This window comes from Microbispora sp. NPDC046973 (assembly GCF_040644495.1).
GTDB lineage: Bacteria > Actinomycetota > Actinomycetes > Streptosporangiales > Streptosporangiaceae > Microbispora.
In genome coordinates, this window is sequence record NZ_JBEYWQ010000003.1 from 14,471 (window position 1) to 35,885 (window position 21,415).

The following is a 21,415-nucleotide window of genomic DNA, read 5'->3' on the forward strand; positions in this document are numbered from 1 at the left end:
TTAGAGGAGAAAGCGATGGAAGCCAGGGCACAGGCGCGGTACGCGCGCCACACGCCCCGGAAGGCCCGCCGCGTGGTGGACCTCATTCGCGGGCTGCCCGCTTCGGAGGCGCAGGCCGTGCTGCAGTTCGCTCCCCAGGCGGCGAGCGAGACCGTCTACAAGGTGCTCTCGAGCGCGATCGCGAACGCTGAGCACAACTTCAAGCTCGACCGGGACACGCTCTTCGTGAGCCGGGCGTGGGTCGACGAGGGCCCGACGCTCAAGCGCTTCCGCCCGCGTGCCCAGGGTCGTGCCTATCGGATCAACAAGCGGACGAGCCACATCACCGTGATCGTGGAGTCCCGCGAGCCGAAGGGAAGGACCCGCTAGTGGGCCAGAAGGTTAACCCGCACGGGTTCCGCCTCGGCATCACGACCGACTTCAAGAGCCGGTGGTACGCCGACAAGCTGTACAAGTCGTACGTCGCCGAGGACGTGGCGATCCGTCGCATGCTGCAGAAGGGCATGGAGCGGGCCGGCATCTCCAAGGTCGAGATCGAGCGCACGACCGACCGCGTCCAGGTCGACATCCACACCGCCCGGCCGGGCATCGTCATCGGCCGCCGCGGCGCCGAGGCCGACCGCATCCGCGGCGACCTGGAGAAGCTGACCAAGAAGCAGGTCCAGCTGAACATCCTCGAGGTGAAGAACCCCGAGATCGACGCGCAGCTCGTCGCGCAGGGCGTGGCCGAGCAGCTGTCCAGCCGCGTCTCGTTCCGCCGGGCCATGCGCAAGGCCATGCAGTCCGCCATGAAGAGCGGGGCCAAGGGCATCCGTGTCCAGTGCTCCGGCCGTCTCGGCGGCGCCGAGATGTCGCGCTCGGAGTTCTACCGCGAGGGCCGCGTGCCCCTGCACACGCTCCGTGCGGACGTGGACTTCGGCTTCTACGAGGCCCGCACCACCTTCGGCCGCATCGGCGTGAAGGTGTGGATCTACAAGGGCGAGGCCCCGACCAGCCGCTCCGAGCGGGAGGCGGCCGCGGCCGGCGCCCGCGCGGGTCAGCGTCGCGAGCGTGACGACCGTCGCGGTGGTGCGGGCGAGCGTCCGCGTCGCGGTGGCGACCGTCCCCGTCGTGGCGGCGCCGGCCGCGGCGACCGTGCACCTAGGACCGAGGCGGCCGCGCAGGCCGCCCCCGAGACCGGCCCGGCGGAGCAGCCGGGTGCTGAAGGGAGCTGACCATGCTGATCCCGCGCAGGGTCAAGCACCGCAAGCAGCACCGGCCCGACCGCAGCGGCGCCGCCAAGGGCGGCACCCGGGTCGTCTTCGGCGAGTTCGGCATTCAGGCGCTTGAGCACTCCTACGTGACCAACCGCCAGATCGAGGCCGCGCGTATCGCCATGACCCGGCACATCCGCCGTGGCGGCAAGGTGTGGATCAACATCTTCCCGGACCGCCCCCTGACGAAGAAGCCGGCCGAGACCCGCATGGGTTCCGGTAAGGGCTCTCCGGAGTGGTGGATCGCCAATGTCAAGCCTGGCCGTGTCATGTTCGAGCTGTCCGGTGTCGCCGAGCCCGTGGCCCGCGAGGCCATGCGGCGCGCGATGCACAAGCTCCCCATGAAGTGCCGTTTCGTCAAGCGTGAAGTGGGTGAGGCGTGATGGCTAAGGGTCTGACCGCCGCGGAGCTGCGTGTCGAGGACCAGGACGTGCTGGTCCAGAAGCTGAAGGAAGCCAAGGAGGAGCTGTTCAACCTCCGCTTCCAGGCGGCGACGGGTCAGCTGGAGAGCCACGGGCGGCTGCGCGCCGTCCGCCGCGAGATCGCCCGCATCTACACCGTGATGCGCGAGCGCGAGCTCGGAATCGTCACGGTCGAGAAGGAGCCGAGCGATGTCTGAAGCAACCGAGACCCCGACCACTGAGACGCAGCGGAACTACCGCAAGACCCGTGAGGGCCTGGTCGTCAGCGACAAGATGGACAAGACCGTCGTCGTCGCCGTCGAGGACCGCGTCAAGCACCCGCTGTACGGCAAGGTCATCCGCCGTACGACCAAGTACAAGGCCCACGACGAGCAGAACGCCTGTGGCGTCGGCGACCGCGTCCTCCTGATGGAGACCCGGCCGCTGTCGGCCACCAAGCGGTGGCGAGTCGTCGAGATCCTCGAGAAGGCCAAGTAACACCACAGACGCGCCTCGTGGGGGGTGGGAGACCGCCCCCCATGATGGCGTCCAAGGGGCGGGGCCGACCATCGGTCCCGTCCGCCCGCGGCGGCGGTCGTACGGCTGTCGCCGAGGGAAAAAGACCACATCAGGTTCGGCCAGGCTCACCACGAGGGTGAGAACCGGCACGACACACAGGAGTAGACGTGATCCAGCAGGAGTCGCGGCTCAAGGTCGCCGACAACACGGGTGCCAAGGAGATTCTTTGCATCCGCGTGCTCGGCGGCTCGGGTCGGCGCTACGCGGGAATCGGCGACATCATCGTGGGCACGGTGAAGGACGCCATTCCCGGCGGAGGCGTTAAGAAAGGCGACGTTGTCAAGGCTGTCGTGGTGCGCACCGTGAAGGAGCGCCGCCGCCCCGACGGCTCCTACATCCGCTTCGACGAGAACGCCGCGGTCATCATCAAGGACAGCGGCGACCCGCGGGGCACCCGCATCTTCGGCCCGGTGGGCCGTGAACTGCGCGACAAGAAGTTCATGCGCATCATCTCGCTCGCGCCGGAGGTGCTGTGATGCCGAAGCTGCACGTGAAGAAGGGCGACCTCGTCCAGGTCATCGCCGGCAAGGACAAGGGCGCCAAGGGCCGTGTTATCGCCGCCTACCCGCGTGACGAGCGCGTGGTGGTCGAGGGCGTCAACATGATCAAGAAGCACTCCAAGGTCACCAACCAGGGACCGCGCGGCGCCAAGGAAGGCGGCGTGCAGACCATGGAGGCCCCCATCCACGTGAGCAACGTCAAGAAGCTCAAGGATGACGAGAAGAAGCCCGAGAAGAAGGCCGCCGACAAGGGCGACGCCGAGGCGACGGGTGAGGACAGCTGATGACCGCCACGACTGAAGAGCGCACCGTCCCGCGCCTCAAGCAGCGCTACCGCGAGGAGATCATCGCGAAGCTGCGCGAGGAGTTCGGCATCGAGAACATCATGCAGGTGCCCACGATCACCAAGATCAAGGTGAACATGGGTGTCGGCGAGGCCGCCCGCGACTCGAAGCTCATCGAGGGCGCCGTGCGCGACCTGACCGCGATCACCGGCCAGAAGCCGGCCGTCGCTCGCGCCCGCAAGTCCATCGCGCAGTTCAAGCTGCGTGAGGGCATGCCGATCGGCGCGCACGTGACGCTGCGCGGCGACCGCATGTGGGAGTTCCTCGACCGCCTGCTGTCCCTGGCGCTGCCGCGTATCCGGGACTTCCGCGGCCTGTCGCCGAAGCAGTTCGACGGCAACGGCAACTACACCTTCGGCCTCACCGAGCAGGTCATGTTCCACGAGGTCGACCAGGACAAGGTGGACCGGCAGCGGGGCATGGACATCACGGTCGTGACCACCGCGAAGAACGACGAGCAGGGCCGGGCGCTGCTGAAGCTCCTCGGTTTCCCCTTCAAGGAGGCCTGATCATGGCGAAGACGTCGCTGAAGGTCAAGGCAGCGCGCAAGCAGAAGTTCGAGGTCCGGGCGTACACTCGGTGCTCGCGCTGCGGCCGTCCCCGCGCTGTCTACCGCAAGTTCGGGCTGTGCCGCGTGTGCTTCCGCGAGATGGCGCACCGGGGCGAGCTGCCCGGCATCACCAAGTCGAGCTGGTAAGCCCTCCGCGGGCCAGCTGCACAGAAGTCATATCAACCGGGCGCTGACCACAGCGCCCACGACCACACCGAAGGTCCCATCGGGAAACCGCGGTGAGGAAGGCCACCGGCCATGACGATGACCGACCCGATCGCAGACATGTTGACGCGTCTGCGTAACGCGAACTCGGCCTATCACGACACCGTGAGCATGCCTTACTCCAAGATCAAGGCGCACATCGCGGAGATCCTCCAGCAGGAGGGCTACATCCAGGGCTGGAGCGTCGAGGACGCGAAGGTTGGCAAGAACCTCGTGATGGAGCTGAAGTTCGGCCCCAGCCGCGAGCGCGCCATCGCGGGCCTGCGCCGGGTGTCGAAGCCCGGTCTGCGGGTCTATGCAAAGAAGGACAACCTGCCCCGCGTTCTGGGCGGTCTGGGCGTCGCGATCATCTCGACGTCCGGCGGCCTGATGACGGACCGGCAGGCGAGCAAGCGTGGAGTGGGCGGGGAAGTCCTCGCCTACGTCTGGTAACGAGGGGAGGCACTCAGCATGTCGCGAATCGGACGGCTGCCCATCCCCGTACCGGCGGGTGTCGACATCACGATCGACGGCCGGGAAGTCCAGGTCAAGGGGCCCAAGGGCACGCTCACTCACACGGTCGCCGAGCCCATCGAGGTCTCGCGCGGCGAGGACGGCACCATCGCCGTCACCCGCCCGAACGACGAGAACAAGGTTCGTGCGCTGCACGGCCTGTCCCGCACGCTCATCGCCAACATGGTGGCGGGCGTCACGCAGGGCTACACGAAGACGCTCGAGATCGTCGGCGTCGGTTACCGCGTCCAGGCCAAGGGTCCGACCGAGCTGGAGTTCTCGCTGGGCTTCAGTCACCCGGTGATCGTCAAGGCTCCCGAGGGCGTCAGCTTCCGTGTCGAGAGGCCGACCCTGTTCCACGTGGACGGCATCGACAAGCAGAGGGTCGGCGAGGTCGCCGCCAACATCAGGAAGCTGCGCAAGCCGGACCCGTACAAGGGCAAGGGCGTGCGCTACCAGGGCGAGGTTGTCCGCCGCAAGGTCGGAAAGGCTGGTAAGTAGGCATGGCTGGAAAGACTGCGTTCGGCAAGCACACGGCCGCCCGCACGGTCTCCCGGGCCCGCCGGCACCGCCGTGTCCGCAAGAACGTCTTCGGCACGGCCGAGCGTCCGCGCCTGGTCGTCAACCGGTCCACGCGTCACCTGTTCGTGCAGATCGTCGACGACACTCAGGGCCACACGCTGGTGAGCGCGTCCACGATGGACGCCTCGCTGCGCGGCGCCGAGGGTGACAAGACCGAGAAGGCGAAGAAGGTCGGCGAGCTTCTCGCTCAGCGGGCCAAGACCGCCGGGATCACCGCTGTCGTGTTCGACCGCGGTGGCAACCGCTACGCGGGGCGGATCGCCGCTCTCGCGGACAGCGCCCGTGAAGGCGGGCTGGAGTTCTGATGGCTCCGGTCAGTGGGTCGCGATCGACGACCCGTCCCAAGAGCAACGAGAAGAGGAACCACTGATGGCTGCAGCTCCGCGTCGCGGTGCCGGCGGCGGTGGCGAGCGGCGTGACCGTCGTGAGGACCGCCGCGGTGGCGCCGCAGACAAGGGCGTCTCGTACATCGAGCGCGTCGTAAAGATCAACCGAGTGGCCAAGGTCGTCCAGGGCGGCCGGCGCTTCAGCTTCACCGCGCTGGTCATCGTCGGCGACGGCAACGGTCTCGTCGGGGTCGGCTACGGCAAGGCCAAGGAGGTGCCCGCGGCCATCGCCAAGGGTGTCGAGGAGGCCAAGAAGCACTTCTTCAAGGTCCCGCGTATCCAGGGCACCATCCCGCACCCGGTGCAGGGCGAGGACGCCGCCGGCGTCGTCCTCCTGCGTCCGGCCTCGCCCGGTACGGGCGTCATCGCGGGTGGCCCGGTTCGCGCGGTCCTGGAGTGCGCCGGGATCCACGACGTGCTGTCCAAGTCGCTCGGCTCGGACAACCCGATCAACATCGTGCACGCCACCGTGGCCGCTCTGAAGGGCCTCAGCCGGCCCGAGGAGATCGCCGCCCGCCGTGGCCTGCCGATCGAGGACGTCGCTCCCAAGGCGATGCTGAAGGCTCGCGCCGAGGGCCTGGCCGAGGCCGCGGCCGCCGCGAAGGCGGTGAGCTAGCGATGGCTCGACTGAAGATCACCCAGACCCGGTCCAAGATCGGTGGTCAGCAGAACCAGCGTGACTCGCTGCGCTCGCTGGGTCTGAAGCGAATCGGCGACGTCGTCGTCAAGGAGGACCGCCCGGAGATCCGGGGCATGGTCGCCAAGGTGTCGCACCTCGTCGAAGTTGAGGAGGTCGACTAGTCATGACCGAGAACGCTCCGCTCAAGATTCACGACCTCCGTCCGGCCCCCGGCGCCAACAAGGCCAAGACCCGCAAGGGCCGCGGCGAGGGCTCCAAGGGCAAGACGGCCGGCCGTGGCACCAAGGGCACCCGGGCCCGTACGGCTGTGATGCCGGGCTTCGAGGGTGGCCAGGTCCCGCTCCAGCGGCGGCTGCCGAAGCTGAAGGGCTTCTCCAACGCCCTGTTCAAGACGACCTACCAGGTCGTCAACCTGGACAGGCTCGGGGAGCTGTTCCCCCAGGGCGGCGACGTCACGCTCGACGACCTGGTGGCCAAGGGTGCGGTCCGCAAGAACCAGCCCGTGAAGGTGCTGGGCACCGGTGAGATCTCCGTGGCGCTGAACGTGCAGGCGCACGCCTTCTCCGCCAGCGCGAAGGAGAAGATCGCCGCGGCCGGTGGCTCGGTTTCCGAGCTGTAGGCATGACGCTGCACGAGGCGCGGAGGTTCGTTATGAGCCTCCGCGCCCGTAGTGCGTTAGAGTTCGCCTGGCACGGGGGTCCACCCGTGTCCGACCAAGCACTCTGGCAGGAAGACATGTCGATGGACGCCTTGCGGCCCATCGCCGACCGTTACCGCGTCACTGGCGCGCAGGAGGGACCGTGCTGACCGCGTTTACCCGGGCGTTCCGGACGCCTGACCTGCGCAAGAAGCTGCTCTTCACATTGGGCATCATCGTGCTGTTCCGGCTCGGCTCGGTGCTTCCGACTCCGGGCGTCAACGCCAAGAACGTCGCCCTGTGTCTGGAGCAGGCCCAGGCGGGAGACGCTGCCAACATCTACGGGATGGTGCAGCTCTTCAGCGGCGGCGCCCTGTTGAAACTTTCAGTGTTCGCGCTCGGCATCATGCCGTACATCACCGCGAGCATCATCCTGCAGCTGCTGACGGTGGTGATCCCCCGGCTGGAGGCCCTCAAGAAGGAGGGCCAGGCGGGTACGGCGAAGATCACGCAGTACACCCGTTACCTGACCATCGGGCTGGCGGTGCTGCAGTCGACCGCGTTCGTCGCACTTGCCCGCAGCGGACAGCTCTTCCAGAACTGCAACCAGGAGATCCTGCTCAGCCAGGACGTCTTCCCGCTGGTCACCATGGTCATCACGATGACCGCCGGCACCGCCGTGATCATGTGGCTGGGCGAGCTGGTGACCGACCGCGGCGTCGGCAACGGCATGTCGATCCTGATCTTCACGCAGGTCATCGCGGTGTTCCCGTCGGAGCTCGTGAACATCTTCCGGCAGAGCCCCTTCAAGTTCGTCGTCGTGATGGTCGTCGGCGTCGTGATGATCGGTGTCGTGGTCTTCATCGAGCAGGCGCAGCGCCGCATCCCGGTGCAGTACGCCAAGCGGATGGTCGGCCGCCGCATGTACGGCGGCACCTCGACCTACATCCCGCTCAAGGTGAACCAGGCCGGCATCATCCCGGTCATCTTCGCCTCGTCGCTGCTGTACCTGCCGCAGCTTCTGGTCACGCTGTTCGGCAACAGCCAGAAGCCCAACGCGGTGGTCGAGTGGCTGGCGCAGAACATGATCAGGGGTGACCACCCCGTCTACATGGCCACGTTCTTCCTGCTGATCGTCTTCTTCACCTACTTCTACGTGTCCATCACTTTCAACCCCCCTGAAGTGGCTGACAACATGAAGAAGTACGGTGGGTTCATCCCGGGCATCCGCCCGGGCCGGCCGACCGCTGAGTATCTGAGCTACGTGCTCAACAGGCTCACGGCCGCGGGCGCTCCGTATCTGGGTGTGATCTCGCTCATCCCGATCATCGCGCTGGCGGTGGCCGGAGCGAGCCAGAACTTCCCGTTCGGAGGGACCAGCATTCTGATCATGGTTGGTGTTGGTCTGGACACGGTCAAGCAGATCGAGAGCCAGCTTCAGCAGCGCAACTACGAGGGCTTCCTGAGATAGTGCGCGTCGTCCTGGTAGGGCCCCCCGGAGCGGGTAAGGGGACGCAGGCCCAGTTCATCGCATCGCACCTGTCGATCCCGAAAATCTCGACAGGTGACATCTTCCGTGCCAACGTCTCGGGCGGCACGGAGCTCGGCAAGCTCGCCAAGGAGTACATGGACCGCGGCGACCTCGTCCCCGACGAGGTCACCGTGGCCATGGTTCGCGACCGGCTGTCGGAGGACGACGCGCAGGAGGGCTTCCTCCTGGACGGCTTCCCCCGCAACGTGCCCCAGGCCGAGGTCCTCAAGAAGATGCTGGCCGAGTTCGGCACGGCGCTCGACGTGGTCCTCAACCTGGTCGTCGAGGACGACGAGGTCGTGCGCCGCCTGGCGGGCCGCCGTACGTGCCGCTCGTGCGGCAAGGTGTGGCATGTCGTGTTCGACCCGCCCGCCGTGGAGGGCGTCTGCGACGCCTGCGGTGGGGAGCTCTTCCAGCGGGACGACGATCGTGAGGAGACCATCAGGCGGCGCCTGGAGGTCTACCAGGAGCAGACCGCGCCGCTGATCTCGTTCTACGCCGACGAGGGAATCCTGCAGGGGGTCGACGCGACCGGGCCGGTCGAGGAGATCACCCAGCGGGCGATGTCGGCGCTGCGGCGATTCGCCGACTGATTCATTACCGCAGCCGGGAACGCCACTCCATACCATGGGGTGGCGTTCAGGCTTATATGGGACAATTTCGAGAGGGGGTGCGTCACGTGTTCAAGAAGAACCGGCACGGAATTCAGATCAAAAGCGCCGAGCAGCTGGAGAAGATGCGGGCGGCCGGTCTGGTCGTCGCCCGGACGCTGGAGTTGCTCAGGACGTCGGTCCGGCCCGGGATGACGCCGCTCGACCTCGACGCCATCGCCGAGGAGGCCATCCGGGGCGAGGGCGCGATCCCGTCGTTCAAGGGCTACCAGGGCTTCCCCGCCACGATCTGCGCCTCCGTGAACGACGAGGTCGTCCACGGCATCCCCACCGACCGCCGCCCGCTCCGTGAGGGCGACATCATCTCGATCGACTGCGGCGCGATCCTCGACGGCTGGCACGGCGACTCGGCGATCACGGTCGGGATCGGCGAGGTCGATCCCACGCTGACGGAGCTCATGCGGGTGACCGAGGAGGCCATGTGGCGGGGCATCGCGGCCCTGCGGGTCGGCGGGCACCTGTCCGACATCGGCCACCAGGTCGAGCAGTACGTGCGGTCTCAGGGCCGCTACGGCATCCCCCAGGAGTACGGCGGGCACGGCATCGGCACCGAGATGCACATGGACCCGTGGGTCGCCAACCACGGCCGGCCGGGGCGGGGCCCCCGCTTCGAGGTCGGCATGTGCTTCGCGATCGAGCCGATGGTGAACCTCGGCACCGACCGCACCAAGGTGCTGGCCGACGACTGGACGGTCGTGACGCTCGACGGCCGCGCCTCCGCCCACTTCGAGCACAGCGTCGCGGTGACGGAGAACGGCCCCCTGGTTCTCACCGCGCTCGACGGCGGGGCCTCCCGCTTCCCGGACGTCGCCGCGGGCGCGGGGGAGAGCACCTCCTGAGCCGGCGCGCCCGTTCCGGCGGCGCGTGAACAATAATGGTCGTATCGCTCGAATGACCGGGAGATGGTGATGGCGGCAGCGCCGGAGATGCGCGCCTCCGACGGCGACCGTGACCGGGTCGCCGCGGCACTGCGCGAGCACGTGGCCGAGGGCAGGCTCACCATCGACGAGTTCAACGAGCGGCTGGAGCAGGTCTACCAGAGCCGCACGTACGGAGAACTGGCCAAGCTCACCTCCGACCTGCCCGAGATCGACCTGCACCGGCTGCCCGCCGCCGCCGAGTCCGCGCACCGGCCTCGTCCGGTCCGGCGTGACGACAAGGCGCGGGCCAACCTGAAGGCCGCCTGGACCGCCTGGGCGGGCGCCAGCGCCGTGAACTGGATGATCTGGCTCATCGTCGGCGTCAGCTCCGGCCACTTCGTCTATCCCTGGCCCATGTGGGTCATGGGCCCCTGGGGCGTCATCCTCCTCATCAACACGATGGCCGGAACGGCCGGGCGGTCCCGGCGCGACACCTGAGCGGTCTTTACCGGAGGGCCGCCGTCGCGGGAGCCGCGGGCGGGTATACGTCCGGTGTCGCGACGTACGGCCCCGCTCGGGCCGTGCCCCCGCGGTGATCAGGCCGCACCCCCCGTTCCGGCATTTCGGCGGTGCCGGGCGGGTGGGTGCGGCGGCTTCCCCCCCTTTGGGCCCGAGGGCACGGGCCGGCGCCGAATTGGCCGGAGGCCCCCGCCGGGGGGTACTCTGTGATCTGGTTGTGTCGGGACCCCTGCCGTCGTTTCGCAATTCGGCCCGGGTTGTCGTACACTCCTTTGTCGGTTCACTATGACCTTTGCGCCTAGGCGGCCTGGCTGGTCGCCGCTCTCTGGAAGCGCCCGAAGGTCGCGGCTGCTTAGTGTTCCGAAGCCTCAGACGATCCGATCAGTGAAACGCGAGGGCCATGGCCAAGAAAGACGGCGCCATCGAGATTGAGGGCACTGTTATTGAGTCGCTCCCGAATGCCATGTTCCGGGTGCAACTCGACAACGGTCACAAGGTCCTGGCCCACATCAGCGGGCGGATGCGGATGCACTACATCAGGATCCTGCCCGACGACCGGGTTGTCGTGGAGTTGAGCCCCTACGACCTGAGTCGTGGGCGGATCGTCTACCGGTACAAGTAGCCCCCCCGTCAGGGGACGGGCCGTATGCGGAACGAATAAGGACTATGAAGGTCAAGCCGAGCGTCAAGAAGATCTGCGACAAGTGCAAGGTGATTCGCCGGCACGGTCGTGTCATGGTGATCTGCGACAACCTGCGCCACAAGCAGCGCCAGGGCTGAGCCCAGCTCTCAGTACGTCGCCACCGGGCCCCTGCTGAGTCCGCCCTCGTGGCGGGCTCGACCCGCGTGCGGGCCGGAACAACGAAATCGCGTCACACACCCGCGCAGGCGGCGAGAGCCGTACCACGCGGGAGACCCCCGGTCGGAGGCCGGGGCCCTCGCCCGGGCATGGGAGGGGAAGTGTGGCGCAAGACCTCCGCCACACTGAAGGAGAATGCCCGACCATGGCCCGCCTGGTTGGCGTCGACCTCCCCCGCGACAAGCGGCTGGAGATCGCTCTCACCTACATTTTCGGAATCGGCCGCACTCGCGCCCAGGAGATCCTCGACGCGACCGGCATCAGCCCCGACCTGCGCGTCCACCAGCTCACGGACGCCGAGCTCGTCCCGATGCGTGACTACATCGAGGCGAACTACAAGATCGAGGGCGACCTCCGCCGCGAGATTCAGGCCGACATCCGACGCAAGATCGAGATCGGCTGCTACCAGGGCATCCGGCACCGCAAGGGGCTGCCTGTCCACGGTCAGCGGACGCAGACGAACGCGCGCACCCGCAAGGGCAAGAAGAAGACCGTCGCCGGCAAGAAGAAGCCGGGCAAGAAGTAGTCCTTAGCAGCCACATTTCCAGGAGTTAGCGCTTCAATGCCGCCGAAGAGCCGCCAGGGCGCACCGAAGAAGGTGCGCCGCAAGGAAAAGAAGAACGTCGCTCACGGGCACGCCCACATCAAGAGCACGTTCAACAACACGATCGTTTCGATCACCGACCCGAACGGGAACGTGATCTCCTGGGCCAGCGCCGGCCACGTCGGGTTCAAGGGCTCCCGCAAGTCCACCCCGTTCGCCGCGCAGATGGCTGCCGAGAACGCCGCCCGCCGCGCCATGGAGCACGGCATGCGCAAGGTCGACGTCTTCGTCAAGGGCCCCGGTTCCGGCCGTGAGACCGCGATCCGTTCGCTGCAGGCGACCGGCCTCGAGGTCGGGTCCATCCAGGACGTGACCCCGGTCCCGCACAACGGCTGCCGTCCGCCCAAGCGCCGCCGCGTCTGAGCTCAGGAGAGTAGAAAGAAATGGCTCGTTACACGGGTCCGGACTGCAAGCTCTGCCGCCGTGAGAAGACCAAGCTCTTCCTCAAGGGCAAGAAGTGCGAGTCCGCCAAGTGCCCCATCGAGATCCGCCCGTACCCGCCGGGTGAGCACGGCCGCGGCCGTCCGAAGGAGTCGGAGTACCAGCTCCAGCTCCGTGAGAAGCAGAAGACCCGCCGCATCTACGGCGTCCTCGAGAAGCAGTTCCACAACTACTACGAGGAAGCCAACCGCAAGGCGGGCAAGACGGGTGAGAACCTGCTCCAGATCCTGGAGAGCCGTCTCGACAACGTGGTCTACCGCGCCGGCTTCGCCGAGTCGCGTGACGCGGCCCGCCAGCAGGTGCGCCACGGCCACTTCCTCGTGAACGGCAAGAAGGTCGACATCCCGTCGTACCGCGTGCGCGAGCACGACATCATCGAGGTCCGCGAGAAGTCGCGCAACCTGCTTCCGTACGAGGTGGCCCGCGCGAGCGCCGGCGACAAGACCGTCCCGGCCTGGCTGGGCGTCTCCACCGAGGCCATGCGTATCCTCGTGCACCAGCTCCCGGTCCGCCAGCAGATCGACACGCTGGTCCAGGAGCAGCTCATCGTCGAGCTCTACTCCAAGTAGTAGGGCCCCGGCATTTCATGACGCCGTGCGGCCGGTACACTCCCGGCCGTACGGCATCATGGTTGTAGGCGAGCGGCGTCAAATAGCGGGCGTCGCCGTAACCCAGGGACTCCTCGTCCGCCGTGACGGGGCCGTCCCGGATCCAGGAGATCCTGATGCTCATCGCACAGCGCCCGAGCCTCCAGGAGGAGTCGCTCGAGGAGCACCGGTCCAGGTTCATCATCGAGCCGCTCGAGCCGGGCTTCGGCTACACCATCGGCAACTCGCTGCGGCGCACGCTGCTGTCCTCCATCCCGGGGGCGGCGGTCACCAGCATCCGCATCGAGGGCGTGCTCCACGAGTTCTCGACCGTGCCCGGGGTCAAGGAAGACGTCACCGACATCATCCTGAACCTCAAGTCGCTGGTCGTCTCCTCCGAGCACGACGAGCCCGTGGTGATGTACCTGCGCAAGCAGGGCCCGGGTGAGGTCACCGCCGCCGACATCGCGCCTCCGGCCGGTGTCGAGGTGCACAACCCCGACCTGCACATCGCCACGCTGAACGGCAAGGCGAAGCTGGAGATGGAGCTGACCGTCGAGCGCGGTCGCGGCTACGTCTCCGCCGCCCAGAACAAGCAGCCTGGCCAGGAGATCGGCCGGATTCCGATCGACTCGATCTACTCCCCGGTCCTCAAGGTCACCTACAAGGTCGAGGCCACCCGTGTCGAGCAGCGCACGGACTTCGACCGCCTGATCCTCGACGTCGAGACCAAGCCGTCCATGAAGCCCCGCGACGCGGTGGCCTCGGCCGGCAAGACCCTGGTCGAGCTGTTCGGCCTGGCCCGTGAGCTCAACGTCGAGGCCGAGGGCATCGACATCGGCCCGTCGCCGACGGACGCGGCTCTCGCGGCCGACCTGGCGCTGCCGATCGAGGAGCTCAACCTCACCGTCCGTTCGTACAACTGCCTCAAGCGCGAGGGCATCCACACCGTGGGTGAGCTCGTCGCCCGCAGCGAGCAGGACCTGCTGGACATCCGCAACTTCGGCGCCAAGTCGATCGAAGAGGTCAAGCAGAAGCTGCACGAGATGGGCCTGGCTCTCAAGGACTCCCCGCCCGGATTCGACCCCTCCGCCGTCGCCGGCGGCGGGTACGACGACGAGGACGGCGGGTTCATCGAGACCGAGCAGTACTGATCGCTCGTCTTCACGCAGCGGCACCACCGTCTCGTGCCGCCCGTCCAGGGCGGCATGAGGCGGCGATGACAAGTCACGACCGGTACGCCGGTCGGCCCGACCCCGGTACCTGACACGGCCGGAGCGGGTTATCCATGAGGAGCATGAAATGCCCAAGCCCACCAAGGGCGCCCGCCTCGGCGGCAGCCCGGCCCACGAGCGGCTGATCCTGGCGAACCTCGCCACCTCGCTGTTCCAGAACGGCCGGATCACCACCACCGAGGCCAAGGCCAGGCGTCTTCGCCCGCTCGCGGAGAAGCTGATCACCAAGGCGAAGAAGGGCGACATCCACAACCGTCGCCAGGTGCTGACGGTCGTCCGCGACAAGGGCGTCGTCCACCACCTCTTCACCGAGATCGCCCCGACGTACGCCGAGCGTCCCGGTGGCTACACCCGGATCACCAAGCTCGGCCCGCGTAAGGGCGACGCCGCTCCGATGGCGGTCATCGAGCTGGTCACCGAGCAGCTGAACCCGGTCAGGGTCTCCCGTACGGCTCCGGCCGCCGAGGCCGCTCCGGCTGCTCCTGCCGAGGTCGAGGAGACGCCGGCGGCGCAGGACGAGGCCGCCGAGACGGCGGAGGCTCCCGAGGCCGCCGCCGAGTCCGCTGAGGGCGACAAGAAGGACGAGGCCTGATCCCAGGCTCTGTGAGCGGGCTCAGTTTCCCTTCCGGGGATGCTGGGCCCGCTCTTCGTTTGTGCACCCGTGTTTGTGCACCGTGCGAGGCACCGTACGAGGGATGGCGTGGAGCGAGAACTGCGGCTGAGGCTGGACCTGGGCTACGACGGCACCGACTTCTCGGGCTGGGCGCGGCAGCCGGGGCGGCGGACCGTGCAGGGGGAGATCGAGGACGCGCTGGGCCGCGTCCTGCGCCTGGACGCCCCGCCGTCGCTCACCGTCGCGGGCCGCACCGACGCCGGCGTCCACGCGCGGGGGCAGGTGGCGCACGTCGACCTCCCGCTCGCCGCGCTGGCCGCCGCCTCGTCCGGGCGTGCCCCCGTCCCCGAGGATCCGGAACAGGCGTGGGAGGAGCGCGGCGCTGAGTGGCTCGCTGCGCTGACGAGGCGGCTGGCCGGTGTGCTGCCCCTCGACGTGCGGGTGCACGGCGTCAGCGTGGCGCCCGAGGGCTTCGACGCCCGATTCTCCGCGCTGTCACGCCGGTACGGATACCGCGTCGGCGACGCCCCTGGCGGGGTGGACCCGCTGCGGCGGCGCGAGGTGCTGTGGTATGCCCGGCCGCTCGACGTGGATCTGCTGAACGCGGCGGCCGCCCGCCTGCTGGGTGAGCACGACTTCGCGGCCTTCTGCCGCAGGCGTGAGGGCGCGACCACGATCCGCGAGCTGCAGCGGCTCGACTGGGTCAGGGGCCAGGACGGCATCCTCCTCGCGACCGTGGTCGCCGACGCCTTCTGCCACTCGATGGTCCGGGCTCTGGTCGGCTCGCTGCTGGCCGTGGGGGAGGGCAGGCGGCCCGTCGAGTGGCCCGCCGAGGTGCTGGCGGGAGCCGTACGGGACTCGGGTGTGCACGTCGCGCCCGCGCACGGTCTCACGCTCGAGGAGGTGCGCTACCCGGGGCCGGAGGAACTGGCGCGGCGGGCGGCCGCCACCCGCCGGGTGCGCACGCTGAGCACCTGACCCCGATGCTCCCGGCTCTGATCATCGGAGCCGGGGCGGCGCGTGGTCCCCGTGTGGGAGGCCACGCGCCGGGATCGTCAGCGTGAGGCGCGCTTCTCGATCACCTTCGCCATGTTGTCCCTGAAGGCGCCGCTGATCGGCGCGAGGTTCTCGTCGTTCGCGTCCGGCGTGTGCCCGTCGGCGTAGGTGGCGTAGCTGAACACGATGTAGCGTCCCCACACCATGCCGGCGGCGTAGCCACCGGAGATCGACACCTTGTCCGCCCGGCTCTTCTGGTCGCCGTCGAGGCCGCGGAACCAGACGTTCGCGTTGAGGTCCTTGGCCTGGTCGACGGCGAGGGCCTCGGTCTTGCCGGGCAGCACGGCGATGCCCGTGGTCACCGCGTACTGGCGCTTGCCGTCCACGTAGGTGGCCCTGAGCACCCTGCGGCACTGCTGCTCGGTGAGGGCCTGCGCGAACGCGCCCGTCGCCGCCTTCTCGCAGTCGTCGGTCACGTCGACCTTGACCCGGCGGTACGTCCGTCCCGCCAGCGTCACCTTCTCGTCCGGGAACGCCTCTCCCGACTTGAGGGTCTTGGGGTCGGTCTGCTCGGAGTCGAGGATGGCGGAGGCGACCGTGGAGCTCGGCGTCGGCTCGTCGGAGGGAGGCGCGGCGGTGGTGGCGGCGGGCGGCGGCGTACGGGCGGCCTGGCCGCCGTCCGGCTCCCCGGCGTACGCGAAGTAGGCCGCGGTGCCGATCGCCCCCACGACGACCACCGCACCGGCGGCCATCAGGATCCGCTTCACCTTCCCGCCGGAGGGGGGAGGGCCGGCGGGGCCCAGCGTCGCCGGAAGGTTGCCGGGGGCGGAGGGGTCGGGCCCGAATCCGGGTGGAGGCGTCGGCTTGCCCGCCTTGGCCGGTGTCACCGGCGTGAACGCGAACGGGGTCTCACCGGTCGGCTGCGAGGGCGAACCGGTCGTGGGAGAGGTTGTCGCCATCTGTCCTGAATTGGGGTCGGGGGAGTCCGCCCCGCCGGCGCCGTCGCTCGCGGACGGGCCCGGGGGCGGCGTGTCGGATGACGCCGCGCCCGGGGGCACGGCGGATGGCGGGACATCCGAGGGGAGCGTCGCGGACGGCGACTGGGACGGTGACCAAGACGCGGTCTGATCCTGCGTCTCGTCCTGTCTCCCCAGTGGTGTCCCGGACGGTGCGCTGTCATGCGCCTGACCGGGCGCGGCCGGTGTCTGCGTGAGTGCGTGGAACGGCTCCTCGGACTGCGGCGGGGACAACGGCTGCGTCGTCCTGTCGTAGGCCGGGTGCTGCGGTTCGCCGTGCGGCGTGCCCTGCTCGGAGTCCGCGAGGGCCTGGCCGGGTTCGTACGGCGCGCCGGGCACAGGGAACCCCTCGATCGGGGTCACCGCATGGGCGATCTCGGCCCCGAAGCCCCCGGGCGGCCCGGCGTGGCCCGGCGCGGAAGGGTATGGCCCCGGCGCGTCCGGCGGAGGGATGCTCCCCGCAGGAGCGTCCTGTCCGGAAGCATGCGGCGCGGGCTCGCCGGCGGGTCCGCCCGTCTGCCCTGGTCCTTCTGCGGGCGAGCCGCCGTCGGCGGGCGCATCGGCGCGCTGCGCCGTGTCCGCGGGCGTGCCACCGTGGTCGGGCGCAGCGATGTGTGCGGTGCTGTGGTCAGAGGGGCCGCCTGAGTCGCTCGTGCCCGCCTCGTCGCCGGACGGGCCCTCGGACGGCTGCCCCGTGCCGGGCTCGTCCTGGTAGGCGTTCGTCGGAGGCCAGGAGGTGCCCGCGGGCATCTCCCCCTGCGGGTACGGCTCGCCCGGCAGCCGTGGCGGCCACACGGGTACGTCGCCGGGCTCTCCGGGGCGTACCGCCTCCGGGGACATGTCTCCCTGTGCGTACGCCTCCGGCTGCCCGGCCGGCAGTTCCTGACCGGGCTGCGGCGCGTACTGCTGCGCGTGCTCGGGCCCGTACTGGGGCCCGTACTGGGGCCCGTGCTGCGGCGGGGCGGCGGGTGGATACCCCTGGTGGGGGGCCGGCCCCTGCGGCCAGGCCTCTCCGCCGGACGGCTGCCCCGCGGTGGGGGCGGGCCCCCACTCGGGGAACGCCGGCACGCCGGGCGCCGTCTCGCCGGGCTGGGCGGGCTGGGCGGCCCAGGGACCACCGGCGTTCTGCTGATCCGGCCCGTACGGGGCCGGTGCCGCGGGCGGGCTGCCGGGCTGCGACCAGGCAGGGGACCCGGCCGGGCCCTGCCAGGCCCCGCCGTGGGATCCCTCGTCGTACGGCGAGGGGGACGGGCCGAAGGCGCCGGGCGCGGCCGGCTCCCCGGCCGGCGAGGACGGCCACGGGCCGGGGCCGGTGTCACCCGTCCCGGCCTGGGCGGGGCCCTGCGGCCGCTGCGACTCGTCGCCCGAGTAGGGCCAGGAGGTCCCGCCGCCGGGCTGTACGCCCGGTTGGGGACCGGCCTGCGTGCCGGACTGGGGACCGGGCTGTACGCCAGGTTGGGGACCGGGCTGGGCGCCGGGCTCGCCGACGGGGGCCGGCCACATGTGCGGGGCTCCTGCGCCCCCAGGGGGCGGCTCCTGCGGCTGCCACGACTGCGGGGCAGGGCCGGGGGGCAGTGGCTCCCAGGCCGGCGTTCCGGGGCCGTGCGGAGGCCACGGCTGCGCTCCCGCGCCGGCCGGCGGCTGCCATGCCGGGTTGGGCCCCTGCGCGGGCGGCTGCCATGCCGCAGGGTCCGCTCCCCCCGCGGGCGGCTGCCAGGAGTGCGTCCCGGGGCCGTAGGCGGGCTGCTGCGGGCCGGGGGGCGAGGGAGTCTGCGGATACGCGGGGCCGCCCGCGCTCTGTGCGGGCTGCCAGGGCGGCGGCCCGGGCTGCCAGGACGGCGCTTCCGGGCCCGGTGGGTGTGGGTGCTGCGGGTGTGGGTGCTGTGGGTGCTGTTGAGGCTGCTCCCGGTGCACGGCGTTCGGATCGGCCGGAGGCTGCCACGACTGGACTGCCTGGCCCTCGGGCTGCCACGAGGGCACGCCCGGGCCGGGCACTGGTGGCCGTGGATCGGCGGCGTGCTCCGCCGGAGGCTGCCACGGATGCGTGGCCGGAGCCGGGGGCTGCCATGCGGGCGGGCCATACCCGGGAATCCGCTGATCGCCGGGGCCGGGCTGCTGCTGGTCGCCGTGGCCGGTCGGCTGCCAGGAGTGGATGCCCTGGCCCCCCGGCTGCTGCCAGGAGGGCGTGCCCGCGCCGTACGCGGGTTGCGGCGGCACGGTTCCGTGTCCGCCTGTTCCGTGTCCGTCTGTTCCGGGGCCGGCTCCGGGATGCGGCTCGCCGGGCGCGGGCCGGTCAAGGGCCTCGTCGCCGGGGCGGCGCGGCGCGGGAAGGTTCCCCGCGTCCCCCGGCGCTCCGGCATTCCCGGGAACATCGGCGTTCCCCGGCAGGCCGGGCGCGGGAGGCGGAGGGCCGTACGCCGGAACGGCCCTGAACCTGTTCGTGCTCTCGGGGTCGTCGGGCGGTTCCGGCGCCGCGAGGCCGCCGGGCGGCCCGTATCTGGTCGGGTAGGGCACGGCCGGAGGCCGGTCCGCCGCGCCGGCGGCGTCCGGGGCCCAGGCCGTGCCGTCGTCCGCCGGGGGCTGACCGAACCCGGGCGGCGGGGTCTGGCCGAAGCTCGGAGGTGGCGTCGGAGGTGTCGCCGAGCCCTCGGCGTCCGCCTCGCGGCGGGCCCACGCCGTTTCGTGTTCGTGCTCGGAACCGGAATCCTTGCCACGCATAGCCGGAAGCGTAACGGCGCGGGCGCGATCGGCGTGCCCCTATGGGCGTTTCGGTCCGTGCCGCCCCAGGTCGCCCACCGGCCTTAACCTCAGCGAACGCCTGGCCTCATCTGGGGCCACCGTTCAGCGAACGGGTGTCGAGGGCAGGGAAAACAGTCGCGTCGGTGACGTCCACGGCCGTCTGGTAGAGCCGTTTCAGCTCGTTCTTGGCTGGTTTATGGCCGTCCTTGAACTGGAACCAGAGCAGCACCGCGTAGTGGCCGTGGGTCCAGCCGCCCGCGTACGCCTCGCCGGTGCCGAGGTGCTTGGTGGCCTCGTCCTTGCCCGGCAGCGGCTTGAGGTAGTCCTTGCGCTCGCCGCCGCCTCCGGCCGAGGCGACCTTCTTCGCCGTGGCGGAGGTTTTGAGGTTGGCGACACCCACGGTGCCGATGACCGTGCCCTTGGAGTCCGCGAAGCTCGCCCGCAGCAACTGCGTGCATCCGCCCGCCTTGAGTGCCTTGGTGATTTTTTCGCCGGTGACGCCGTCCGCGCACTTCTTCTCCTTGCGGTACGCCGTGCGGACGTACGACCGCTTGTTCTTGACGAATTTGCTCTTCGCGAACAGCTCCCGGAGCGACAGCGGGCTTTTGTCGGTCGTCCGCGAGGCGGTGTACCCGAACTTGCCGAGAGGGCCCTCGGAGACGAGCGGTGAGGGGCGGGTGGTGGGCGTCGGGGCGGCGACCGGCGGCTTCTCGTTGCGCGCGGCGTACCAAAGGCCGGTGAACAGCGCCCCGATCAGGGCCAGCAGGGCGAGGCCGAGGACCCACGGGCGACGCCACCACGGTCCCTTCGCGTCCGGATCCCACGTGGGCTCCGGCGGCGGAGGCACGCGCGGCCCCGTCGGCTGCCGCCGTACGTCCCAGTCGCCACCCGGCTGACCGCCGGACGGGGACGCGTACGGGCCCGACGCGAGCTCCTCCCCCCGATGCGGGCTCTCCTGCTCGTACGGCCCGCGCCCGGCGTACGGCGAGGGTTCACGCTGGTAGGGCGATTGCTCGCGTTCATATGGCGATTGCTCGCGGGCGTACGGCGACTGCTCGCGCTGGTACGGCGGCTGCCCCCCGAACGGCTGCCCCCCGCCGAAGGGGGGCGCGTCGCGACGGCCGGCGAGGGGAGAGTCGTCCCCGCCGGAGTACGGCGGCAGGTCTCGCCTGCGGGGATCCGAGGGATGATGCGGCGGAGGTGGTTGCTGGTCGCCGGGATAACCCATGGCGCTGAGATTAGTCGGCTATTCGGACAGACGAGAAAGGGTCAGGAATACCCGAAGTCCTCGGTCCACCACGGGCCGCCCTCACCCGTGCTCATGCCGACCCCGGTCGCGACCAGGCGGCAGTCGAGCAGCGTGGCGCGGTCGCTCCGCCCGGCCATCCAGCCGCGTACGACCGCGTCGGCGGTCTGGTAGCCCCTGGCGATCGTCTCGGCGCCGCCGTCCGAGTAGCCCGCCGCGCCCATGCGGTCCCAGGGAGAGGCACCCCCGGGGGAGCTGTGCCGGAACAGCCTGCTGGACGCCATCTCGTCCGAGTGCGCGCGGGCGGACTCCACCAGGCGCGGGTCCACGCGCAGGGGCCGGCAGCCGTGCCTGCGGCGCTCGGCGTTGACCAGGCGCACGGCCTCGGCCTCCATCGAGGCGGAGCGCATCGAGTCGGCGTCGTAGGCGTCCTCGCCGCCGTCCGTTCCGGGCGTGATGACGGTGTGCCGCGAGCCGCTGCCTGAGCCGTCGATCAGCGTGGAGGGCGGCCTCTCCTTCCGGGGCCGCCGCTGCGGCACCTGCCGGGGGACGACCGGAGCCACGGTGCGCAGCACGTGGTCGAGGGTGGGCCGGTCGCGCGGCACCGCGCCCGCGGCGTTCGCGCTGTGCGACGGGGACGGCTCGGACTTGCGCAGATAGACGTCGTCGACCTCGCTCGACCTGGCGCTCATCCTGCCGATCACGACGCCGGTGAGCAGGATGGCCACCGCGCATGCCAGCAGACCCATCTGAGTCCCCCGTAAGGGGCCACGGAAGGTGTGTTTTTTGTGAGGGGTCTGCCACATACCGCAGTCAAATATAGGGATCGGTGCCATGGGGAAGAAGAGGCCATTGGGTATGGATTTGATGAACGTTCAAATGAGTCGTTCCAAAGCCCCGCGCCTCTCG

At 69.9% G+C, this 21,415-nt stretch carries 30 protein-coding genes; 27 read left to right on the forward strand and 3 right to left on the reverse strand.

What is annotated here, in order from left to right:
• Positions 1-15 precede the first annotated feature (15 nt).
• The 27 genes from rplV to truA all read left to right on the forward strand — a co-directional run bounded on the left by rplV (position 16) and on the right by truA (position 15,487).
• The gene (gene rplV / locus ABZ860_RS07230; protein ID WP_079319864.1) at positions 16-369 is read left to right on the forward strand and encodes a 50S ribosomal protein L22; all 354 of its coding nucleotides are present in this window, start codon (positions 16-18) and stop codon (positions 367-369) included.
• The gene (rpsC, locus tag ABZ860_RS07235; RefSeq protein ID WP_357216345.1) at positions 369-1,214 is read left to right on the forward strand and encodes a 30S ribosomal protein S3; all 846 of its coding nucleotides are present in this window, start codon (positions 369-371) and stop codon (positions 1,212-1,214) included. The genes rplV and rpsC overlap by 1 nt, the downstream gene beginning before the upstream one ends.
• Before the next feature lie 2 nt (positions 1,215-1,216).
• Positions 1,217-1,636 carry a 50S ribosomal protein L16 gene (rplP, locus tag ABZ860_RS07240; RefSeq protein WP_030508327.1) on the forward strand — a complete coding sequence of 140 codons (420 nt, stop codon included), beginning with the start codon at positions 1,217-1,219 and terminating at the stop codon, positions 1,634-1,636.
• Positions 1,636-1,872 (forward strand): 50S ribosomal protein L29, encoded by a 237-nt coding sequence (rpmC, locus tag ABZ860_RS07245; RefSeq protein ID WP_357216348.1) that lies wholly within the window; start codon positions 1,636-1,638, stop codon positions 1,870-1,872. The genes rplP and rpmC overlap by 1 nt, the downstream gene beginning before the upstream one ends.
• Positions 1,865-2,152: a 30S ribosomal protein S17 gene (gene rpsQ, locus ABZ860_RS07250; protein WP_079319862.1), complete on the forward strand. Its 288-nt coding sequence runs from the start codon at positions 1,865-1,867 to the stop codon at positions 2,150-2,152. Before rpmC ends, rpsQ begins: the two co-directional genes overlap by 8 nt.
• Positions 2,153-2,340: 188 nt before the next feature.
• Positions 2,341-2,709, forward strand: coding sequence for a 50S ribosomal protein L14 (rplN, locus tag ABZ860_RS07255; RefSeq protein WP_030508330.1), 369 nt, complete (start codon positions 2,341-2,343; stop codon positions 2,707-2,709).
• Positions 2,710-2,717: 8 nt separating this feature from the next.
• Positions 2,718-3,017 (forward strand): 50S ribosomal protein L24, encoded by a 300-nt coding sequence (gene rplX / locus ABZ860_RS07260; protein ID WP_357217591.1) that lies wholly within the window; start codon positions 2,718-2,720, stop codon positions 3,015-3,017.
• Positions 3,017-3,586 (forward strand): 50S ribosomal protein L5, encoded by a 570-nt coding sequence (rplE, locus tag ABZ860_RS07265; protein WP_030508332.1) that lies wholly within the window; start codon positions 3,017-3,019, stop codon positions 3,584-3,586. The genes rplX and rplE overlap by 1 nt, the downstream gene beginning before the upstream one ends.
• A 2-nt stretch (positions 3,587-3,588) precedes the next feature.
• Positions 3,589-3,774, forward strand: coding sequence for a type Z 30S ribosomal protein S14 (locus tag ABZ860_RS07270; protein ID WP_030451489.1), 186 nt, complete (start codon positions 3,589-3,591; stop codon positions 3,772-3,774).
• Between the two features lie 111 nt (positions 3,775-3,885).
• A complete protein-coding gene (gene rpsH / locus ABZ860_RS07275) occupies positions 3,886-4,284 on the forward strand; it encodes a 30S ribosomal protein S8 (RefSeq protein ID WP_030508333.1) in 399 nt (132 codons plus the stop codon).
• A gap of 18 nt (positions 4,285-4,302) precedes the next feature.
• Entirely contained in the window at positions 4,303-4,845 is a 543-nt protein-coding gene (gene rplF / locus ABZ860_RS07280; protein WP_357216353.1) for a 50S ribosomal protein L6, read from the forward strand.
• Positions 4,846-4,847: 2 nt separating this feature from the next.
• Positions 4,848-5,231: a 50S ribosomal protein L18 gene (rplR, locus tag ABZ860_RS07285; RefSeq protein ID WP_357216356.1), complete on the forward strand. Its 384-nt coding sequence runs from the start codon at positions 4,848-4,850 to the stop codon at positions 5,229-5,231.
• 64 nt (positions 5,232-5,295) lie between these two features.
• Positions 5,296-5,928: a 30S ribosomal protein S5 gene (gene rpsE / locus ABZ860_RS07290; RefSeq protein WP_079319859.1), complete on the forward strand. Its 633-nt coding sequence runs from the start codon at positions 5,296-5,298 to the stop codon at positions 5,926-5,928.
• Positions 5,929-5,930: 2 nt separating this feature from the next.
• On the forward strand, positions 5,931-6,113 hold the full coding sequence (gene rpmD, locus ABZ860_RS07295) for a 50S ribosomal protein L30 (RefSeq protein ID WP_079319858.1): 183 nt from the start codon (positions 5,931-5,933) through the stop codon (positions 6,111-6,113).
• 2 nt (positions 6,114-6,115) lie between these two features.
• The gene (gene rplO, locus ABZ860_RS07300; RefSeq protein WP_139573656.1) at positions 6,116-6,571 is read left to right on the forward strand and encodes a 50S ribosomal protein L15; all 456 of its coding nucleotides are present in this window, start codon (positions 6,116-6,118) and stop codon (positions 6,569-6,571) included.
• A gap of 181 nt (positions 6,572-6,752) precedes the next feature.
• Positions 6,753-8,060, forward strand: a complete 1,308-nt coding sequence (secY, locus tag ABZ860_RS07305) for a preprotein translocase subunit SecY (protein ID WP_357216359.1) — start codon at positions 6,753-6,755, stop codon at positions 8,058-8,060.
• Positions 8,060-8,713: an adenylate kinase gene (locus ABZ860_RS07310; RefSeq protein WP_079319854.1), complete on the forward strand. Its 654-nt coding sequence runs from the start codon at positions 8,060-8,062 to the stop codon at positions 8,711-8,713. Before secY ends, ABZ860_RS07310 begins: the two co-directional genes overlap by 1 nt.
• Before the next feature lie 86 nt (positions 8,714-8,799).
• Complete coding sequence (gene map / locus ABZ860_RS07315) at positions 8,800-9,630, forward strand: type I methionyl aminopeptidase (protein ID WP_357216362.1); 831 nt, start codon at positions 8,800-8,802, stop codon at positions 9,628-9,630.
• 69 nt (positions 9,631-9,699) lie between these two features.
• On the forward strand, positions 9,700-10,149 hold the full coding sequence (locus ABZ860_RS07320; RefSeq protein WP_357216365.1) for a DUF1707 domain-containing protein: 450 nt from the start codon (positions 9,700-9,702) through the stop codon (positions 10,147-10,149).
• Positions 10,150-10,570: 421 nt separating this feature from the next.
• A complete protein-coding gene (infA, locus tag ABZ860_RS07325) occupies positions 10,571-10,792 on the forward strand; it encodes a translation initiation factor IF-1 (RefSeq protein WP_030508344.1) in 222 nt (73 codons plus the stop codon).
• 44 nt (positions 10,793-10,836) lie between these two features.
• On the forward strand, positions 10,837-10,950 hold the full coding sequence (gene rpmJ, locus ABZ860_RS07330; protein WP_003956441.1) for a 50S ribosomal protein L36: 114 nt from the start codon (positions 10,837-10,839) through the stop codon (positions 10,948-10,950).
• A gap of 224 nt (positions 10,951-11,174) precedes the next feature.
• Entirely contained in the window at positions 11,175-11,555 is a 381-nt protein-coding gene (gene rpsM / locus ABZ860_RS07335) for a 30S ribosomal protein S13 (protein WP_142563119.1), read from the forward strand.
• Between the two features lie 36 nt (positions 11,556-11,591).
• A complete protein-coding gene (gene rpsK, locus ABZ860_RS07340) occupies positions 11,592-11,996 on the forward strand; it encodes a 30S ribosomal protein S11 (RefSeq protein ID WP_020542285.1) in 405 nt (134 codons plus the stop codon).
• A 20-nt stretch (positions 11,997-12,016) separates the two neighbouring features.
• Positions 12,017-12,643, forward strand: a complete 627-nt coding sequence (gene rpsD / locus ABZ860_RS07345; protein ID WP_357216368.1) for a 30S ribosomal protein S4 — start codon at positions 12,017-12,019, stop codon at positions 12,641-12,643.
• 155 nt (positions 12,644-12,798) lie between these two features.
• Positions 12,799-13,815: a DNA-directed RNA polymerase subunit alpha gene (locus tag ABZ860_RS07350; protein WP_030508347.1), complete on the forward strand. Its 1,017-nt coding sequence runs from the start codon at positions 12,799-12,801 to the stop codon at positions 13,813-13,815.
• Positions 13,816-13,963: 148 nt separating this feature from the next.
• Positions 13,964-14,488, forward strand: coding sequence for a 50S ribosomal protein L17 (gene rplQ / locus ABZ860_RS07355; protein ID WP_357216371.1), 525 nt, complete (start codon positions 13,964-13,966; stop codon positions 14,486-14,488).
• 108 nt (positions 14,489-14,596) lie between these two features.
• Positions 14,597-15,487, forward strand: coding sequence for a tRNA pseudouridine(38-40) synthase TruA (gene truA / locus ABZ860_RS07360; protein ID WP_357216374.1), 891 nt, complete (start codon positions 14,597-14,599; stop codon positions 15,485-15,487).
• A gap of 77 nt (positions 15,488-15,564) precedes the next feature.
• Here the strand turns inward: truA and ABZ860_RS07365 are convergent, their stop codons facing one another.
• The 3 genes from ABZ860_RS07365 to ABZ860_RS07375 form a co-directional block, all read right to left on the reverse strand.
• On the reverse strand, positions 15,565-18,024 hold the full coding sequence (locus ABZ860_RS07365) for a hypothetical protein (protein ID WP_357216376.1): 2,460 nt from the start codon (positions 18,022-18,024) through the stop codon (positions 15,565-15,567).
• Positions 18,025-19,345: 1,321 nt separating this feature from the next.
• Positions 19,346-20,488, reverse strand: a complete 1,143-nt coding sequence (locus ABZ860_RS07370) for a hypothetical protein (protein ID WP_357216379.1) — start codon at positions 20,486-20,488, stop codon at positions 19,346-19,348.
• Positions 20,489-20,529: 41 nt separating this feature from the next.
• On the reverse strand, positions 20,530-21,255 hold the full coding sequence (locus ABZ860_RS07375) for a CAP domain-containing protein (protein WP_357216380.1): 726 nt from the start codon (positions 21,253-21,255) through the stop codon (positions 20,530-20,532).
• Positions 21,256-21,415: the final 160 nt, after the last annotated feature.

Bases quoted from the DNA above. Each gene is read 5' to 3' on its own strand.
- rplE (WP_030508332.1), top strand. From the start codon at position 3,017: ATGACCGCCACGACTGAAGAGCGCACCGTCCCGCGCCTCAAGCAGCGC.
- rpsD (WP_357216368.1), top strand. From the start codon at position 12,017: ATGGCTCGTTACACGGGTCCGGACTGCAAGCTCTGCCGCCGTGAGAAG.
- ABZ860_RS07350 (WP_030508347.1), top strand. From the start codon at position 12,799: ATGCTCATCGCACAGCGCCCGAGCCTCCAGGAGGAGTCGCTCGAGGAG.
- rplR (WP_357216356.1), top strand. From the start codon at position 4,848: ATGGCTGGAAAGACTGCGTTCGGCAAGCACACGGCCGCCCGCACGGTC.
- rplO (WP_139573656.1), top strand. From the start codon at position 6,116: ATGACCGAGAACGCTCCGCTCAAGATTCACGACCTCCGTCCGGCCCCC.
- rpmJ (WP_003956441.1), top strand. From the start codon at position 10,837: ATGAAGGTCAAGCCGAGCGTCAAGAAGATCTGCGACAAGTGCAAGGTG.
- ABZ860_RS07270 (WP_030451489.1), top strand. From the start codon at position 3,589: ATGGCGAAGACGTCGCTGAAGGTCAAGGCAGCGCGCAAGCAGAAGTTC.
- rplP (WP_030508327.1), top strand. From the start codon at position 1,217: ATGCTGATCCCGCGCAGGGTCAAGCACCGCAAGCAGCACCGGCCCGAC.
- rpsM (WP_142563119.1), top strand. From the start codon at position 11,175: ATGGCCCGCCTGGTTGGCGTCGACCTCCCCCGCGACAAGCGGCTGGAG.
- ABZ860_RS07375 (WP_357216380.1), bottom strand. From the start codon at position 21,255: ATGGGTCTGCTGGCATGCGCGGTGGCCATCCTGCTCACCGGCGTCGTG.
- rpmC (WP_357216348.1), top strand. From the start codon at position 1,636: ATGGCTAAGGGTCTGACCGCCGCGGAGCTGCGTGTCGAGGACCAGGAC.
- rpsH (WP_030508333.1), top strand. From the start codon at position 3,886: ATGACGATGACCGACCCGATCGCAGACATGTTGACGCGTCTGCGTAAC.
- infA (WP_030508344.1), top strand. From the start codon at position 10,571: ATGGCCAAGAAAGACGGCGCCATCGAGATTGAGGGCACTGTTATTGAG.
- ABZ860_RS07320 (WP_357216365.1), top strand. From the start codon at position 9,700: ATGGCGGCAGCGCCGGAGATGCGCGCCTCCGACGGCGACCGTGACCGG.
- rpsQ (WP_079319862.1), top strand. From the start codon at position 1,865: ATGTCTGAAGCAACCGAGACCCCGACCACTGAGACGCAGCGGAACTAC.
- rpsK (WP_020542285.1), top strand. From the start codon at position 11,592: ATGCCGCCGAAGAGCCGCCAGGGCGCACCGAAGAAGGTGCGCCGCAAG.
- rplF (WP_357216353.1), top strand. From the start codon at position 4,303: ATGTCGCGAATCGGACGGCTGCCCATCCCCGTACCGGCGGGTGTCGAC.
- ABZ860_RS07365 (WP_357216376.1), bottom strand. From the start codon at position 18,024: ATGTGGCCGGCCCCCGTCGGCGAGCCCGGCGCCCAGCCCGGTCCCCAA.
- ABZ860_RS07370 (WP_357216379.1), bottom strand. From the start codon at position 20,488: ATGGGTTATCCCGGCGACCAGCAACCACCTCCGCCGCATCATCCCTCG.
- rplQ (WP_357216371.1), top strand. From the start codon at position 13,964: ATGCCCAAGCCCACCAAGGGCGCCCGCCTCGGCGGCAGCCCGGCCCAC.
- rplV (WP_079319864.1), top strand. From the start codon at position 16: ATGGAAGCCAGGGCACAGGCGCGGTACGCGCGCCACACGCCCCGGAAG.
- rpmD (WP_079319858.1), top strand. From the start codon at position 5,931: ATGGCTCGACTGAAGATCACCCAGACCCGGTCCAAGATCGGTGGTCAG.
- rpsE (WP_079319859.1), top strand. From the start codon at position 5,296: ATGGCTGCAGCTCCGCGTCGCGGTGCCGGCGGCGGTGGCGAGCGGCGT.